Source organism: Myroides odoratimimus (assembly GCF_038039805.1).
Lineage (GTDB): Bacteria > Bacteroidota > Bacteroidia > Flavobacteriales > Flavobacteriaceae > Flavobacterium > Flavobacterium odoratimimum_B.
This window is the reverse complement of sequence record NZ_JBBPHK010000009.1, coordinates 1-16,956: the sequence shown is the minus strand read 5'-3', so window position 1 is coordinate 16,956 and position 16,956 is coordinate 1. Positions and strand designations below refer to the sequence as shown.

The 16,956-nt window shown below is 33.5% G+C and carries 14 protein-coding genes; 8 read left to right on the top strand and 6 right to left on the bottom strand.

What is annotated here, in order from left to right:
- Positions 1-24 precede the first annotated feature (24 nt).
- Positions 25-921, bottom strand: a complete 897-nt coding sequence (locus tag AABL85_RS08520; protein WP_286414947.1) for a LysR family transcriptional regulator — start codon at positions 919-921, stop codon at positions 25-27.
- 182 nt (positions 922-1,103) lie between these two features.
- Between AABL85_RS08520 and AABL85_RS08515 the strand changes: the two genes are divergently transcribed.
- Entirely contained in the window at positions 1,104-1,784 is a 681-nt protein-coding gene (locus AABL85_RS08515; RefSeq protein WP_341309800.1) for an aspartate/glutamate racemase family protein, read from the top strand.
- A 765-nt stretch (positions 1,785-2,549) separates the two neighbouring features.
- A complete protein-coding gene (locus AABL85_RS08510; protein WP_341309799.1) occupies positions 2,550-2,747 on the top strand; it encodes a heavy metal-associated domain-containing protein in 198 nt (65 codons plus the stop codon).
- A gap of 61 nt (positions 2,748-2,808) precedes the next feature.
- On the opposite strand, the gene AABL85_RS08505 is transcribed toward AABL85_RS08510, so the two are convergent.
- Together AABL85_RS08505 and AABL85_RS08500 are read right to left on the bottom strand one after the other, a co-directional pair.
- Complete coding sequence (locus AABL85_RS08505) at positions 2,809-3,225, bottom strand: hypothetical protein (protein ID WP_341309798.1); 417 nt, start codon at positions 3,223-3,225, stop codon at positions 2,809-2,811.
- Between the two features lie 196 nt (positions 3,226-3,421).
- Entirely contained in the window at positions 3,422-5,506 is a 2,085-nt protein-coding gene (locus AABL85_RS08500) for a hypothetical protein (protein ID WP_341309797.1), read from the bottom strand.
- 98 nt (positions 5,507-5,604) lie between these two features.
- Between AABL85_RS08500 and AABL85_RS08495 the strand changes: the two genes are divergently transcribed.
- From AABL85_RS08495 to AABL85_RS08470, 6 genes are all read left to right on the top strand, one after another.
- Positions 5,605-6,339, top strand: coding sequence for a helix-turn-helix transcriptional regulator (locus AABL85_RS08495; RefSeq protein WP_286419528.1), 735 nt, complete (start codon positions 5,605-5,607; stop codon positions 6,337-6,339).
- A gap of 41 nt (positions 6,340-6,380) precedes the next feature.
- Positions 6,381-6,842, top strand: a complete 462-nt coding sequence (locus AABL85_RS08490; RefSeq protein ID WP_341309796.1) for a GyrI-like domain-containing protein — start codon at positions 6,381-6,383, stop codon at positions 6,840-6,842.
- Between the two features lies 1 nt (position 6,843).
- A complete protein-coding gene (locus AABL85_RS08485) occupies positions 6,844-7,209 on the top strand; it encodes a DUF1801 domain-containing protein (protein ID WP_341309795.1) in 366 nt (121 codons plus the stop codon).
- Between the two features lie 221 nt (positions 7,210-7,430).
- On the top strand, positions 7,431-7,763 hold the full coding sequence (locus AABL85_RS08480) for a hypothetical protein (RefSeq protein ID WP_286414934.1): 333 nt from the start codon (positions 7,431-7,433) through the stop codon (positions 7,761-7,763).
- Positions 7,764-7,766: 3 nt separating this feature from the next.
- Entirely contained in the window at positions 7,767-8,057 is a 291-nt protein-coding gene (locus tag AABL85_RS08475; RefSeq protein WP_286414932.1) for a hypothetical protein, read from the top strand.
- A 21-nt stretch (positions 8,058-8,078) separates the two neighbouring features.
- Positions 8,079-9,683 carry a PepSY-associated TM helix domain-containing protein gene (locus tag AABL85_RS08470; RefSeq protein WP_341309794.1) on the top strand — a complete coding sequence of 535 codons (1,605 nt, stop codon included), beginning with the start codon at positions 8,079-8,081 and terminating at the stop codon, positions 9,681-9,683.
- A 53-nt stretch (positions 9,684-9,736) separates the two neighbouring features.
- Here the strand turns inward: AABL85_RS08470 and AABL85_RS08465 are convergent, their stop codons facing one another.
- From AABL85_RS08465 to AABL85_RS08455, 3 genes are all read right to left on the bottom strand, one after another.
- Entirely contained in the window at positions 9,737-10,363 is a 627-nt protein-coding gene (locus AABL85_RS08465) for a 2OG-Fe(II) oxygenase (protein WP_341309793.1), read from the bottom strand.
- A gap of 374 nt (positions 10,364-10,737) precedes the next feature.
- A complete protein-coding gene (locus AABL85_RS08460) occupies positions 10,738-12,276 on the bottom strand; it encodes a hypothetical protein (RefSeq protein WP_341309792.1) in 1,539 nt (512 codons plus the stop codon).
- A 53-nt stretch (positions 12,277-12,329) separates the two neighbouring features.
- Positions 12,330-16,956 (bottom strand): hypothetical protein (locus AABL85_RS08455; protein ID WP_341309791.1); only part of this gene is annotated, 4,627 nt, incomplete at its 5' end.

The window sequence follows — 16,956 nt, the reverse complement described above, 5'->3', positions numbered from 1 at the left end:
AAGAAAATACATAATTGTTATAACCTATAACTTTAAGTTATGGTTCTGTACAAAGCGAATGAACAGCTCTACTAAAGCACTTTCTTGGCCTTGACGCTGTATTAGAGAGAATGTTCTACTAATGTCTAATCCTTCTATATCTACAATGCTCAACTCGTTATACCTCAACTCTTTTAGAATAGCATGTACAGATAAAAATGCAACGCTATCTGAGTGCATTAAATACATCTTAATACTCTCTGTACTAGAGAAGTTCATCTCATTAGTCAAATCACTTAAAGTTATACCGATTTCTTTAAGTGTAGTATCCACCACATCTAGCGTTCCTGACCCCGTTTCTCTTAATAAAAAAGACAATTCCTTAAGCTCTTGAGGTTTAATACTTCCTCTTTTTGCTAATTCATTATTGCTACTACACACCAAGACGATTTCGTCTTTTATAAAGTCGATATACTTTATTTGAGGATTTTTAGAATACCCTTCTACCAGACCTACATCTATTGTTTTGTTCAGCAGAAGATTCTCGATAGCATTCGTATTATCTGATACTACATCCAAGTGAAGGTTATTTACCTTTTTTCTAAATTCTGCTAATAGAGGAGGCAATACATACTGTGATATAGTAGTACTCGCTCCTACTCTTAGGCTTCCGTCCATCTTAGCATTCAGTGCATGTATATCGAACTCAAGATTGCGATAGATAGAGAATATTTCTTCTGCATAGGTATAGAGTAATTCTCCTGCTTCTGTTAGGTGTATCTTCATCCCATCACGTACGAAAAGTTTGGTCTGATAGTTAGACTCTATCTCTTGGATATGCTTAGTCACAGCAGGCTGAGAAATCAACAATTCCTTAGAAGCCTTTGTGAAGCTCCCTCTCTTTGCTACTGTATAAAACACCTTTAATCTAAAGTCAAACATATAAAACCTTTTTTATGATAGAAGTAATCCTCTCCCAACATCTCCTCCTCCTCTAAACAACAAAATTAATGAATTAATATGGGTATTTTATACTATTTGCGCAAAGATAAAACCTTACTTATACCTATATTTGACTGTCCTTTTTAGACAAGGTCATTTCATAAAACTAAAAAACAAACTCAATGAAACGAATAGGAATATTAGGAGGTACAGCATACCCTTCTACAGCGTTATATTACACGCTATTAAACAAAATGGCCAATGAAAAATGGGGCGGATATCACTCTTGTCCTATTATTTTATACAGCATAGATTATCACAATATAAAGACTAGATATGCTAACCAATGGGATGAAGTACCTAACATCTTAAAACACGAAATCGAAATCCTACTATCGCTACAACCAGATTGTTTCTTGATAGCAAATAATACCTTACACAAAGCTTACGATGAAATCAAACAGGAAATCTTAACTAATATTCCGATCTCACACAGTATAGAACTGACCAAAAATCACATTCTAAAACATAATATGAAGACAGTACTTCTACTAGGTACACCCTTCACGATGGAAGATGATTATTTTAAATCTCCTTTACAGCAAGCAGGTATAGAAGTAATCATTCCTAACAATGAAGAAATAGCTCAAATAGGTCAATACCAAACTATACTCGCTACAGGAACCATCACAGAAGAGATGTGTTTATTCTTTACGACATTAATAGAAGATTATTCCTCTGTAGAAGGAGTGATTCTAGGCTGTACAGAATTGCCCTTAGTATTTAACTCTCTTGATATAAAGATGCCTATTATAGATACTATGGTCTTACAGTGTGAAGATGCTTTTAGTAAGATATCATAATTCGTAATCGCACAGACAATACATCTTCATCACACAAATTTTTAACCAAGCGGTAAGCAGGACTTATCTCCTTTATCGATGAGCATATTGAGTTCTGTATTACTGCTTATTTTCTACGGATAACACAGCTATCCTAATCCCATCGTACATAATCTCTTAAATCTTATCTCCAGAACTCATTCCTTGTTACAATGATTCATTCTTGTAGACATATTCATTGGTATGTACGATACTCTTCTTTATTTTATCATACCCTTTAGTAAAAGGATAATACGTGGAGAATAGAAGAAGTATTGTTGGGCAAACAGGTACTCTACTCCACTATATACGGGGTATTGTCCATCAATAGTCGAAGAAGAATAACACAACACCCTATTTTACTAGCATTAAAGTGATATCTAAATCAACTTAATAAAAGCCAAAAACAAATAAACACATAAATATCAACAACTTACAATAAAACCTCTTTAAAAAAAGTATAGCTGTTTTTTTAGATAATCACCTAAATAGGCTTATAACCTATTATTTTTTTTAAAAATAGGTTTTAAAAACTCATTTTATTTGCTTTAAAGACGAAATAAAGACTTGAAAACAAAAAAAAAGATTCTTTATTTCTTAGGAAACAAAGAATACGAATCATCAAGGTGATAAAAAAAACTTCTTCAAACTCTTCAAAAAATTATATAACAACTACTTCAAATCGTATAACAGCGATAATGCCCCACTATCCTACATTTGTAATATAAATTATTAAACAAAAAAGAAATGGCAACAGTATATCAAATTAAAGGGATGGGATGCAGTAGTTGTGTCGGAAAGATTCAAGAAGAACTAAAAAAGCATCCTAATATAGAAGCTACAGTCACTCTAGATACACATAGTATAGAGGTTAGAACTCCTGAAGTGACGAAAGAAGAAGTACAAAAGATATTAACTTCTGCCGGAAAGTATGAAATACTTTAATAAAAATAAGGCTGTCCTTTTGAACAGCCTTATTTTTATTAAAGTATCGTTATATTATTTCTTAGAACGTAGCACCTAAAAACACACCTACTACAGGATATACTTCTGAGTATTTAGAATCGTAATCATTAAAATGTCCCACGCCTAACTGTACTTTGTAATACATTGGTCCTACTAACTTGCGTTTTATTCCCCAATGTACTTCACTTACTAGAACACTATTTAAGGAATTCATATATTCTTCACTATCTGTTCCAAAACTATACTTAGCTTGAAACCCTACATAATTACCTGAATTATTGTCTAAAGTACGGTTCTTCTCTATTCTCTTATTCTTATTATAATACCAATCTAGTCCCCCTCTCAGATAAGGAATTGGCTTCTTAAAAGTAAATGAAACTGACATACTATTATTCCATACATCATAACCTGCGCCTATTCCCACACCCGTCTGAACGAATATATTCTCACCTATCAAAAAATCTCTTCCTGCATCTACTCCTAAAAAGTTAGTCTGTATATAGAATCAACTCTTATACTCATTTTCTTTCTGTGCAGTCATCAGCAATGGCAGCAATAACATTAACAAAACAATTAGTTTCTTCATTTTTTATATTTTTTCATCTAATATATTTATTAACAATAAAAATAAGCAATATAATATTTGTTTACTTTTAGAAATACTGCTCTAATATTTGAACAACTTCATTATTATTATATACTATTTGGTAGTGAGTATACTCTTCTCCTTCTAATCGATTAATTCTCTCTTTTATCTTATCCATGCGTTGTATTAATTGTGGGATAATATAAGCTACACTGCCCGATGGTATATCAGCCATACGCATATAATACTTAAGCATAATGATAGAAGCTTCTATCGGCATACAGTGATATTCTTCATAAGGAGTATAATCCATATCTATCAGATTATGACGCTTAAAGAATCGATTAAACATTTCTGTATTTAAAGTGATATAACGCGTATAATAATCTGTCAACTGTGGATGCTCACGCATAGCTTCTTCTATATCGACATTATCGTATAAGTGATACTTCCACAGTATCGTCCCATCTGTATACATCGACTGAGGAAGTGCTAAGAGCTTCTCTAGAATCTCTAATTGCATTGGGATTTTATAACCTATCGGCTTATTCTGTGTAGCATATTCCTTTAATTCTAAAAAGTACTCATGCTCTTGGATAGTGCTTAATAAAGGATGGTCAAAGAACTCCATCACATCAAATGCCCCATACATAATGGCTTTTCTCAGAGTATCTAATGCATGTTCTTGTTTTCCTTCTATACAATACATCAGGGTCACATATTTATAACTATCTGCTTCTATCCATAAATAAGGTTCTACTAGACTGTAGATCTTCCAAAACGGAATTAATTCTTCCTCGTCCTTCTTATCCTCATATTTCTGAACAATCAATTTAGCATAATCACGCAATTCCTTTATTTGATAAAATACCCATGGAGTCTTACACTTTTTAGCAAACTCCTTATAATATGTAGCACTTGGTTTCTCTAGGCAGATGCGTTCATCTTCTTCCATTCGCCAGTATTTATTGCCATACTTATCTTGAAATAGTTGTAACAACTGATCAATAGACAATCCTGTTGAACGAATAACTTGACCTTTATTCTCTTCTATCAAATACACAAACAGCCCTTCCTTATCCTCTCCTACAAAACCAGTATAAGAATAAGCCAAACCTTCTAACCGCTTTAAAAAACGAAAACTCTGAGCATCTACCTCTAGCTTATATTGAGTATAATACACTGCTGTATCTGTGATCAAAAAGTCAGTCTGATAGGGATAACTCTCCACTCTGTAAGTCGAAAAAGAAGATTTAGAAACTACATTGCCCCAATAATACAGATTAATACTATCTTCTGCTAGGTAGTCTTCTTTTAACTTAAAAGTAGTTGCATCACTGCCCTCTATCCATACGCCTTTCTCATCTAATACGCCTTCTTCAGATAAATAATAGACCGTCTCATACTTCGCTACTCTTTTAAACTTCTTAGGATTGGTCTTGATACACTTATCGAGAAACAATACATGCTCTGCATCTGCTGCTCCATATACTGTAGGCTTAAAAGTGGCTAAGTCTATATCTGTGTATATATGCCCTCCTGACTTACAACTAAACACCACCTTGCCATTATAATAATAATTGCCGAAAAGATGAATAGGTCGCAGAGGGGTAGCCTCTTTAGCAAAAGTAGTTAGGTTGGCTAGTCTGTGTTTCTCTTGTAGCGCGCTAACTTTCTTCACTACATTGCTATCCACTATTTTAGAGTTGAATAATTTCTCTACAAAAGGTTGGTCGAACTGCTCTGAACAAGTCAGTGCAATAGACTGTACTATAGCTAATTCTTCTTTCGTTATTTGCTTAATATTCCAAACATCTTCTTCTAAAACTTCATAAGTATCTACCTCAGTCCAATTAAACGCATCTAAGGTCAAAGCAATAAAACTGTGATCTAAAGCCAATAAGACTACCTCTTTTATACTTTGATAAAAGTTACCTATTAGCGTTTCTCTATTGCCGTGGTTATAGAATACTAAACACAGTAATTCTTCTTTCTTTTTGTTGTATTGATAAAAATATTGGTCTTTATATCTATAATGAACGCAGTCATACATTTCTTCACTAATCACTGTGACAGCTTTAGTTTTAAAGAATGCTTTATAATTAGTATCTGTTATTTTTATTTTAGATAGAAGTCCTACTGGTTGAGCCATAGTGCGAATATTTAGAAGTTGTAAATATACTTATCTCTATTAACGCAAAGCAAGTGACAAGAATGTATCTTTGTCAAATAATTCTCTTTAATCTCTATATGTCTGAAAGTAAGCCACGTCTAAATAGATTAACTGCTATAGTCACTCAGTTACAATCTAAGCGTATCGTAACCGCTACTGAGATAGCCGAAAAACACAATGTAAGTATACGTACGGTGTATAGAGATATAAGAACACTAGAACAATCTGGTATTCCTATTTTTACAGAAGAAGGCAAGGGATATTCTCTAGTAGATGGGTATGCGTTACCTCCTGTGATGTTTACACAAGAAGAGGCAAATGCACTTATCACTGCTGAGCAACTGATCTTAAAGAACAAAGATGCCTCCCTCATCAAGCAATATCAAAATGCTATACTCAAACTAAAAGCTGTGCTTCGCTATACACAAAAAGACAAAGCTGATCTACTCTCTCAACGCATCATTGTAAGAGACAATCCTGATAAGGCACAGACAAGTGATTACTTGATACAGATACAATCTGCTATCGTAAATCATCAGGTGCTTGCTATCGACTATCTATCATTGGAGAATCAAAGGAGTCAACGAGACATAGAACCCTTCGCCATCTATACTACACAGGACAATTGGATATTAATAGCTTACTGTAGATTAAGACAAGACTTTAGAGCGTTTAGATTAGACTGTATTCAACATTTAAAAGATACCTTACAGACATTCGAACCTCATCAAATCACGATGGAACAATATTTAAAAGCATGTAGAGAAAAATATTATCCGAATGAGAATACCCCTGACATACCTATGTCATAGTAAGCACCTACTTTTGCTATACAAAATTAATAAACATCGATATGAATCAAGTAACTCTAAAGAAATTTCACATCATCGGAATAGAAGTACGCACTACAAATGAACAAAACCAATCAGCTCAAGATATTCCTTTACTATGGGAACGCTTTTGGAAAGAAAATGTGCTAGATCGCATACCTAATAAAGTATGTAATGCTGTCTACTCTATGTACACGAATTATGAAGGCGATCATACGATGCCGTATACCACGATTATCGGCTGTGAAGTATCTAATCTATCTGATATCCCTGAAGGCATGATAGGACATACTATAGAGGCGAGTACTTATAACAAAATAACTGTTACTGGAGATTTAACAAAAGGACTAGTAATTAACGAGTGGCTTAAAATATGGGAACAACAATGGGATAGAAGATATACAGCTGATTTCGAAATATACAACGAGAAAGCTATGAATCCACAGTATGCTGAAGTAAGCATTTATGTAGCTATACGAGAATAAGATGAAAGAAACGGAGCAATACTATTTACGACAAAACGAACCAAATAGAAGTTGTTTACAGGCTCTAAGAAGTATTATTCTACAGTTAGATGATCATATCACAGAGTCTATTAAATGGGGAACACCTTGTTTTAGTTATAAGAATCGAATGTTCTGTTTGCTGGCAGTAACTAAAGTTCCTAAATCTCCTTATTTATTAATAGTGGAAGGTCTATTAGTTGACCATCCTCTACTGGAAATAGGTAGTCGTAAACGCATGAAAACCTTATCGCTAAATGCTACTAAAGATTTGCCTATAGACACTATCTTGGAAATTCTAAAACAAACTTTAGACATATATAGAAATGGGTTAATTAAGACAAAATAGTTTAGACTCATACCATTTAATAAGCATTAATTACCTAATATTTAAAGGCTAATTGTAAATACAGTTAGCCTTTTAAATTCTTATCACACTATAAAAAACAATCATAAATACCTATAATTCAATAGATAAATACAATAATTCTTATCCTTAAAAAGTTTAAAATTTTGTTATTGAAAACAATAAAATATGTTATACCTTTGTTTTTACTCAATCTAAATAAAATGCATACTATATTATTTTCAATTACAGCATTTGCATTCTTTATGCTCTATAATACTTCTCAAAAAGTAAAATATGAGAAGAAATGTTCATTAACTACTTGGATTAGAACGAATACTAAGACAGCAAAAATAATGGCTTATGCCTTACTAGCCATGACCTTAATTATTGAGTCTATTTATCAAGGTATTGGGGTAGGTAGTTTGACCTTCTTCATCTTTTTAATGTTTATTGGATCTAGTATTCTGACGTTGTATCCTATGCTTTCTTTTAAGGCAAAGCACATCATCAGTTTAATAGGATTAGGATTATTTATTGAAATTGTAATGTTTTAAATCATGCCAGCAAACAAAAAACACTTAGAAACGTCCGTTTGGCAACGCTTCTTAAAGATCACAGCAGGTTTATTTGGTGGATTTATAGTGAGTATAACATTTCATATGTTCTTAATGTATTTCTTTCCTGCTGCTCCTATTTTCACAACGATGTTTGTTACAGGATATACCCTTTGGGCTATTTTATTCATAGTAGCCTTCGTTCTAGGTAATGGTTATAAAATATGGCTTTTGTATATCTGCTTATCTATTTTATTTTATTCACCTTACTTAATCTCCCCTATTCATACTTAAAAACAAGTCAACACAGCCATTATGAATATTAGAAACTACAATAAATACTTTCACTTACACACGATAAGTGGAATTATCATTACTGTACTACTTTACATCATCTTTTTTGCAGGTTCTTTTGCATTCTTTAGAAATGAGATTGGCAATTGGCAGAGTAACCAACCTCAACAAAAAGTTGATATAGCATCAATAAACTATAATGTATTACTAGATTCTCTAGATACTCAGTTTGGGTTACAGAGCAGAAATATATCATTCCGTATGAATGATAGAAGTAGAGTTTTTGGTTACAATATTTCTTCTGCCCAAGATACTTTAGTTCCGAAAGCCAAAGAGCGCAGCTTCGGACTATACGATCCGATAACAAAAGAGAAAAATAGCTATGAAGATGCTTATTCTCTAGGTGAGTTCTTATATAGACTACACTTCTTAGCTCAGTTAAATGGATTAGTGAATATTCATATTTCACCGTTTGGTTATTTCGTAGCAGGGCTAGTATCTTTTATCTATCTTTTTGCCCTAATCACAGGATTATTAGTCCATTGGCAAAAGATAGTTTCCAACTTCTATGTCTTTAGACCATGGGAAAAATTAAAGACTGTTTGGACTGATCTGCATACGGCATTAGGAGTTATCACATTTCCTTTTCAATTAATATTTGCCATTACTGGAGCTTATTTCTTATTAAACTACCGTATAGTAGCAGCTACTATTATCGCCTTAGGTTATGGTGGTGATGCTGATAAATTTAATAAAGACGCTTATGAGAATAGAGGAGCTCAAGAAATTGTTTATCAAAACAAGCCTATAGAACATGACTTGAACCTTAATTATTATATAGAAGAAACTGTAAAGAGATGGGACGATCCTTATATCTCTAATATCTCTATTAAAAATTATGGAGACGAGAGTATGACTGTAGAATTCTTAGGAAGAGCTCATAATGAAAAACAGTTAAACAGTCGTGGAGAGATAAAGTATCACGTCTTTTCAGGAGAAGTGGAAGAAATTAGTAATCCAAATGTGAATCCCGGTTACACGTATGTATTTTCTAATCTGGTATATCTATTACACTTTGGGTCATTTGGAGGGTATGCTACGCGAATTGTTTATTTCTTAGTTGGAATAGCTGGATGTATCGTAATTATATCAGGTGTTTTGATTTGGCTAGTAGCAAGAGATAAAAAGAATGTACCAGAGCACAAACGCAAGTTTAACTTCTGGTTAGCAAACATTTATATGGCTATCTGTCTATCTATGTATCCTGTAACGGCTTTAGCCTTTATCGCTGTTAAAATTAACCCTACTGGTGGACAGAGCTTTGTGTATTCATTCTACTTCTGGACTTGGCTAGCTATCACTATCTTGTTGTGTATTCGTAAAAGTATATATAAAACCAATAGAGACTGTCTATTAATCGGTAGTATCATTGGGTTATTTATTCCTATTGCAAATGGTATTATGACGGGGAATTGGATATGGGTAAGTTGGTCTAAGGGATATCATGATATCTTGCTAATTGACTTATTCTGGATTATTGTTCCTATTATCACCTTATACTCTTGGAAACTAATTCGTAATAAACATGAAAAAAAATCTCAAGAAGAAATAGCCATCACAGAATAGAACAATTATAATCTATAAAAAAGCCTTTATGTAGTACATAAAGGCTTTTTTTATTATCTAGTCTTTAACCATCCTGTGATACTATAACGCGTTTGGTGAACCATCTTTACTTCGTGTTCAATACTTTTGCTATCAAATACTACTAAACGCCCTGGTAACGCATGTACAATCTCTTCTATCTCTGTACCGTCTTCTTGTTTTAAATACAAAGCTAATTGTCCACCATAGGCTGGTGTCCAATCTTGATCATTTAGATATAGCACTACTGATAAAGTTCTACGACTATCCGTCTGAAAAACATCTAAATGTCTTTTATAACATGTACCTGGAGGATAACACGCATAGTGAAACTCCCCTTCTTGAATACCTAAATAGCAAGTTCTATTCACATATTCTAAAAAGTAATTCACTTTATTGAAGTACATTTGCTCTACCTCATCGGGCTGTTTCTCGTCTAGCCACAAGATAGAATCCCCACGTATTTCTTCTACTATTTGTTCACCGTTAGCCTGTCCTATCGCTGCTTTTTTAAAGCTGTGCAGATCTTGTTTTAAAAGCAAATTTGCTCTTAATAAGTTAACCTCTTCCTCCGAAAAAAAACAGTCAACCACTGAGTATTTACGATTAACTAAATCGTCTATTATTAACTCATAAAATGGATTTATCTCAAAATCACCCATACATTAACAAATAAAAAGTATACAAATATAAATTACAAGACAAAAAAATCAATACACAAACACATGCTTTTTTACCTATTTATACATACTAAACACATTTTTACAGATTTGATAAAGCAGACAAATAAAAAAGCTTTTCTACAGAATATTTTTTCCTTTTTTCTAGCATATTCTGCAATATTTTCACCAAAAAAACTATCCTTATTACTAGGTGGTTATTCCTATTTTATACTTTAGCACCTACACATTCACTACACACTTACAAAAAGTCATCAAAACTCCGTCTATTAGTGCTCCAGATTCATAAACAGACTCTCTATAAGACAAAAAAAAGGAAGCTTAAAAGCTTCCTTTCTATCTTACTCCATTGTCATTTAAGGCAAATACTCTTCATTTTCATTCTTCGCTCTAATATGCGGATTAGCTATTGCTCCACACTCAATACTTTTAACTAAAATATTTGCTGGCTTAGATTCTACACCATCTATTTTTACTGTATAAAAAATATCTAAATTTTCTTGTGGCTTATAATAATCAAACTGAACAGTCATTTTAACTTGTCGATTAGACCTATCATACTCCCATTCAGCATAGTAGTCCTTAAAGTAGTCATCAGTATTTCCCTTCTTATTTCCATCTTTATCTACAAACTTAAAACTATTCCAATCTACATTATAATCTGTATCCTTTAGTATATCAATAAAAGCAACAGCTCCTGTGCTGTCTATATTTTCACTAATACAAATTTCTTCATACTCATCTTCTAACTCTATACCTTCGTCTTCTCCTTCGTCAATTGGTGATACTTTGACATTTCTAATAATGGTTTTTTGAGTATGATTATTCATTGTAGTAGCAGCAAAACCAATATTAACTCTATCTGGAATACTTGAATTATAATTGTATTGATAATCTTCATATTCATTGTTTACTACTTTACCATCTCCATAGGTTTTAAACGAATGTTTGTAGTAAAAATTATCGATTAACACATTGCCATTACCTTTTATTGTCACATATACTCCGTCTTCTCCATCTGGTCTTACTTCCACTTCAATCTTTTGAAATTTAGGGCTATAATCGAATCCTCCATCAGCTATATTAAAGTCATCTCCTTCATAACTTCCACTAAAATTATAATCACCAGTATTGTAATCCAGAGTTGCCATCGCAACTTCATTTGCTGCATTTTGACCTCCAAAATATTTGGTCAACAACAAAGGATTTCCTTTATAACTGTTACCTTGTCCCGCTCCTCTTAATGTAATGTGATTTTTGTAATAGCTTCCAAAAACATTACGGCCATAGTCATACTTTACATCATTAATATCAAACCCTGCATCTACATATCGTTGAGCAGTAAGTCCTTCACGGGTTTCGTAACTTCCCATTTCGAAACCTCTTCTCTCTTTGTTGTTCCCATCTAAATCAAAACCTATACCTAAATAAGCACCATTAAGTCCTGTTTTGATTGCTGTTGACCCATTTGCTGTTGATCCATTAAAAGAATATCCTAAGGCACTTCCAAGATATCCCATACTAAGTGATTGACCTGCCTCATAAATAAAAAAGGTCATTCCTCCTCCTCCATATTGGGCTCCTTGTGCATCATTCCAGTTTACAGAAGCCATTGCATATTCAAACTCAAACTTTGCTCCTTTGCGCAAATCAAGATTTAAATCTTTAATAGCAAAAGCACTTGTTGTAGCTCTTTTTATAGTTAATACAATTCCTTCAGAAGTATATCTTGACTGCCCAGTAGGTCCTGACAAACTTCCTTTCCCAAAATCATTTGTTATCCAAGAAGGTAAATTATTATAGTCAAGATCAGTTAAAGGATACTCATGTGTAGTCTGAGCCTTTACAGTCAGCAGAGTTAAAAACGCTATCAATAAATAATAATACTTTTTCATACGTCATTTTTTAAACCCCAAAGAAGATATAATCTTCTTTGGGATATTAATTATTATTTCACTTCTAACACGATATTGAAGAATGTTCTACCTGTTGGCTTAGCTCCTTGTTTTACTTTATAATGTAATTCCCCATCACTATCTAATTTTACATCTTCAAATACATTTTTGTCATAGTAGGTTACATAGTAGTTTAACTCATCCTGATCGTATACTGGTAAAGTAGAATTCCCATTGCTTGATAACATTGGTGAACCAAACTGTGTTTTATACTCATTGTACAGCTCTATAGAAGTACTTTGTCCAGACACCATTTCAACATAAATAGCTGGTAAGTAAAAGAACTTCGGTGATGCGATATTACTTCCACCTCCAGATACTTTCTCCCAACGAGCTCCTCCATCACCATCAGACATTAAAACTTCGAATTCATTTGCTCCATGAGAACTTATTTTCTCTACTCTGATTGACTCATTTACAATATGTTTGTTTTCAATAGAAGCATTTTTTACTTCAAGTTTGATATCATTAAATAACGCTCCTCTACCTTCACCTTCTGCTACTTTTATTGTCTCACTTTCTTCAAAATCTCCAGAACCACTATCTTCAGACACATATTCCCAGCTTGCTCCCCCTGCTCCATCAGACATTAAAACTTTGTATTTATTAGCTCCGTGAGAACTAATCTTATCTTCTGTTACTGCTTTATCTGCTATCTTCTCTTCTGTTATTGCTTTATCTTTAATAACAGAGCTGTGAACAGCATCTATTTGTAATTGGTCATAACCAACAGCATTATCTGCTATCTTCTCTTTTGTTACCGATTCATCTTGTAATTCAGCTGTACCAACTGCTTTATCTGCAATATGCTTCGTATCAATAGATCCGCCAATTACTTCAAGTTTTAAATCATTAAACAACGCTCCTTTACCTTTACCCTCTGCTACTTCTATTGTTTTACTATTTTCTAAATCTCCAGAACCACTATCTACAGACACATATTCCCAACTTGCTCCTCCTTTTCCATCAGACGTTAAAACTTTGTATTGGTTAGCTCCGTGAGAACTAATCTTCTTTTCTGTTACTCCTTTATCTTTAATAATAGAGCCGTAAACAGCATCTATTTGTAATTGGTCCTGACCAACAGCATCTTTTGCTATTTTATCTTGTGTTATTGCTTTTTCTTTAATAATAGATCCATAAACAGCATCTGTTTGTAATTGGTCATAACCAACAGCAGTATTCGCTATATATTTAGTATCGATAGATTTTTCTTTAATATTAATTGTTGCTTCAGCTAAAAGTATGCGTCCATGATCTGGTGCCTTAATTGATATCGGCCCATCCTGGTCTGTTTTTAAGTAACTACCATTATCAGACATTTTAGTATACTTAACAGTACCATCTCCCTGGGCAGTAAGCACTTGTCCTTTATTCGCTGATTCTGAATCAATCTTTGCGATTGTTACTGACTTATTAGCTATCTTCTCTGTTGTTACAGCATTTACATCTATCTTCTCTGTTGTTACAGCCTTTGCATTAATCTTAGCCGGAGAAATAGCGTTATCTTTAATGTGCTGACCTTCTATAGATAACCCCTTCACTTCCAATGCAACATCTTGTAAAACTGATCCTATACTACCTTTAGTTGCGGTAATTGTACTACTTTCGTTAATATTAGCCTTATTTACTTCACTACCTCCAGATACTGCCTCCCAAGTAGCACCTCCATCACTATTTGCAGTTAATACATATCCTGCTTTATCTTTATCAGCTCCTATCTTATTTGCTGTTACGACTTTAGGTCCTAGGTGATCTGTAACTATCCCCAGATTCTTTACTTTAATAGTTACCCCTTCAAGTAACGCTTTATTAGAAGATACTTCAATAGAAGAATCACTTTTTAATTCTTTACCATATTTATTCATTGGTACATATTTGGCCTCTCCATCTCCTAAAGAAGTCAATACTGTTCCTTTATCAAAACCTGTTGCATTAAATTTAGAGGCTTCAATTGTTCGCTCTGCTATTTTTGCATTCGTAATCCCAAGATTAGCAACATCAATACTTACATCTTGCAATGCAGCTTTATTTCCTTTTGTTACCTCAATAGCACTGCCTCCTTTAATTTCTTTTCCAGCTTCAACAATTGCATCCGATATAGGAGAAAATTCCGCTCCTCCATCTTTAGTTACCAATACCAAACCATTACTTGTCCCTTCTGCACCTATCTTATCTGCTGTAACTGCTCTTCCTGCAATATGTTCATTCTGTACTCCAGACTCTGCAATACTAATTGTAGCATCGTTCAAAAGGGCTTTATTATTTGCAGTAACAGTAATTGAATTATCTCCTTTCAAGTCTTTTCCTTTTCCTTCAAAGGCACTATCTGTAAGTTTTTTATACGCTACATTCCCTTCTCCATCAGCGGTTAAAACTGTATTGTTATCAGCTCCCTTAGAAGATATTTTCGTTACCGTAACAGCTCCTTCTGCTAACTTTCCGGTGTGAATACCGCCCTCTTTTACATCAATCTTTGTTTCAACTAATACTGTATTCAATCCGTCACCTACAGTAAATTCTAATGCATCACCTACATACAAATCCTCACCACCAGATTCAAAAGCTCCTTTAGACACATAATCAAATCCTCCTTTATCATTGGTAACTAATATTTTATCTTTACCTACTGGAACATCGTTTTCTTTAGAACTTAACTTATCTTTCGTAATGCTATTATCCTTTATACTTAACTTTACATCTTTTAATAATGCCTTTTTTCCTTCTCCGTCTTGAGAAGTCAATTGAATAATGTCATCAGTAGTTAAGTCCCCAGCTAGTTGAGTTGTTATATCATCTAATTCTCCCCACTTCGTTTTTCCATCTACATCGCTTAACAATACTCTTCCTGTACCAACAGTACCTGAAGTAATTTTATCAGATGAAACAGCCAAATCAGCTATTTGCAAATTATTTACTGCATTATCAGCAATTTGAGTAGTATTAATCCCTTTTGGAGCAATACTTAATGTCGCTTCTTTAAGTAAGGTACCTGCTTGCTCATTTGAACCTCCTATTGTAATAATACCATCCGTTTTCAGAGCTGCTTTATCCGAAATAGCATCCCCTTTTAGAGATTGATAAGCTACTGTTCCTTTCGCATCAATAACTGTGGCAACTGCATTGACATTATTCTCTCCTCCGTTTAATTTAGCTGCAGTAATTGTTGTATCAGCAATATTTTCATCAACAATTGTATTTGTTGCAATATGACTGCCTTTAACTCCTCTTTTTATAATGCTAATCTTAACTTCTTTATCTTTATTTCCGAAAAGAACATTCTCTCCATCTTTAACGTGAATGGTCTCCTCATCACCTTTCAAGTCAGCCTGCATTATCCCTTCAATAATAGAATCAGCTGTAACAAAAGAGCTATTCCCATTTCCTTGAGCCATAAGTACTGATCCTTTACTTGCCTCTTCTGAACCTATTTTATCAGCAGTTACTGCATTGTGATCAATATGCTTTGTTACAATCCCTAAGTCATTTACTTTTATTGCTAATGGAGAAAGAAGTGCTTTAGAAGCATCACCTTCAATATCTAATGAATTATCTACTGTAAGTGCTTTACCATCTACAATAGCATTAACCTCTTGAAACTTAACAGAACCATCAGCTTGTACTACAGCTACTTGATTTTCTCTACCTTGACCTGCCCACAGTTTGTCTTCTGTAATGGCATGATTAGCAACTTTGGTATTTATTACCGCATTGGTATCCAGTTTAGCTGTTGTAATTGCATTATCTGCTATAGACAATTCTACTTCTTCTAAAAGAGCATTTGCAACTACTTCCCCATTATTAACTAAAATACCGTTTCCTTTCAAATCTCTTTTCTGACTATCAATATTTTTGATAATCTCAAATATTGTCTCTATAACATCTTGTACATTGTCATTTCCTGAATTAATAGTAGTATCATCAATAATGATATTACTTGCACGAATATCTATATCTTTAATAAAGCCTTTCTTGTCTGAGAAAGTAAAAATACCAGGTGTGTTTTCTTCAATAGATAAAGTATTAGCATCAAACTCAACACCCTCTCCTATAATTTCTCCTTTTGAATTAACTGCCAATTCGTTATAGTAAACAAAGGTTCCATTATCCTGAACTTCTAAAAGCGTAATACGTTCATTCTTTTGAACAGCATCTATAATCACTTCATCAGTTGCATCTCCCCATACTACTTCTCCTTTTTCATTGGTAATCAAGATTTGTTTTTTACCTCCTGCTTGAATTTTCTTTGGCGTAACTCCTCCGTCTTTTAGCGAGATAGTCATCGCCTGTAAAGCAGCTTTATCTCCACCTGTTACTGCAATAGCTTCATCTCCTGTTACCTTTTTCCCCTTATTAGCTACTGTTGTATAGATACTATTTTGAACTATTTCATCATTTAAGATCTCTACGATATTGTTAATTACACTCTCTGGTACATTGATAGTAGCTATAGGCTCTTTCTGAGATTTGTCATAGAAGTTAAATACTCCAGTACCACTCTCGTCCTCAGCTAATACTTCTACAATGCTTAAAGTATTGGCATCAAACTTTACAGCTAAATCTTCATTTAAGCTACCGTCTTTGTTTATTGCTTTCTCATTGTAGTACTCGAAAGTTCCG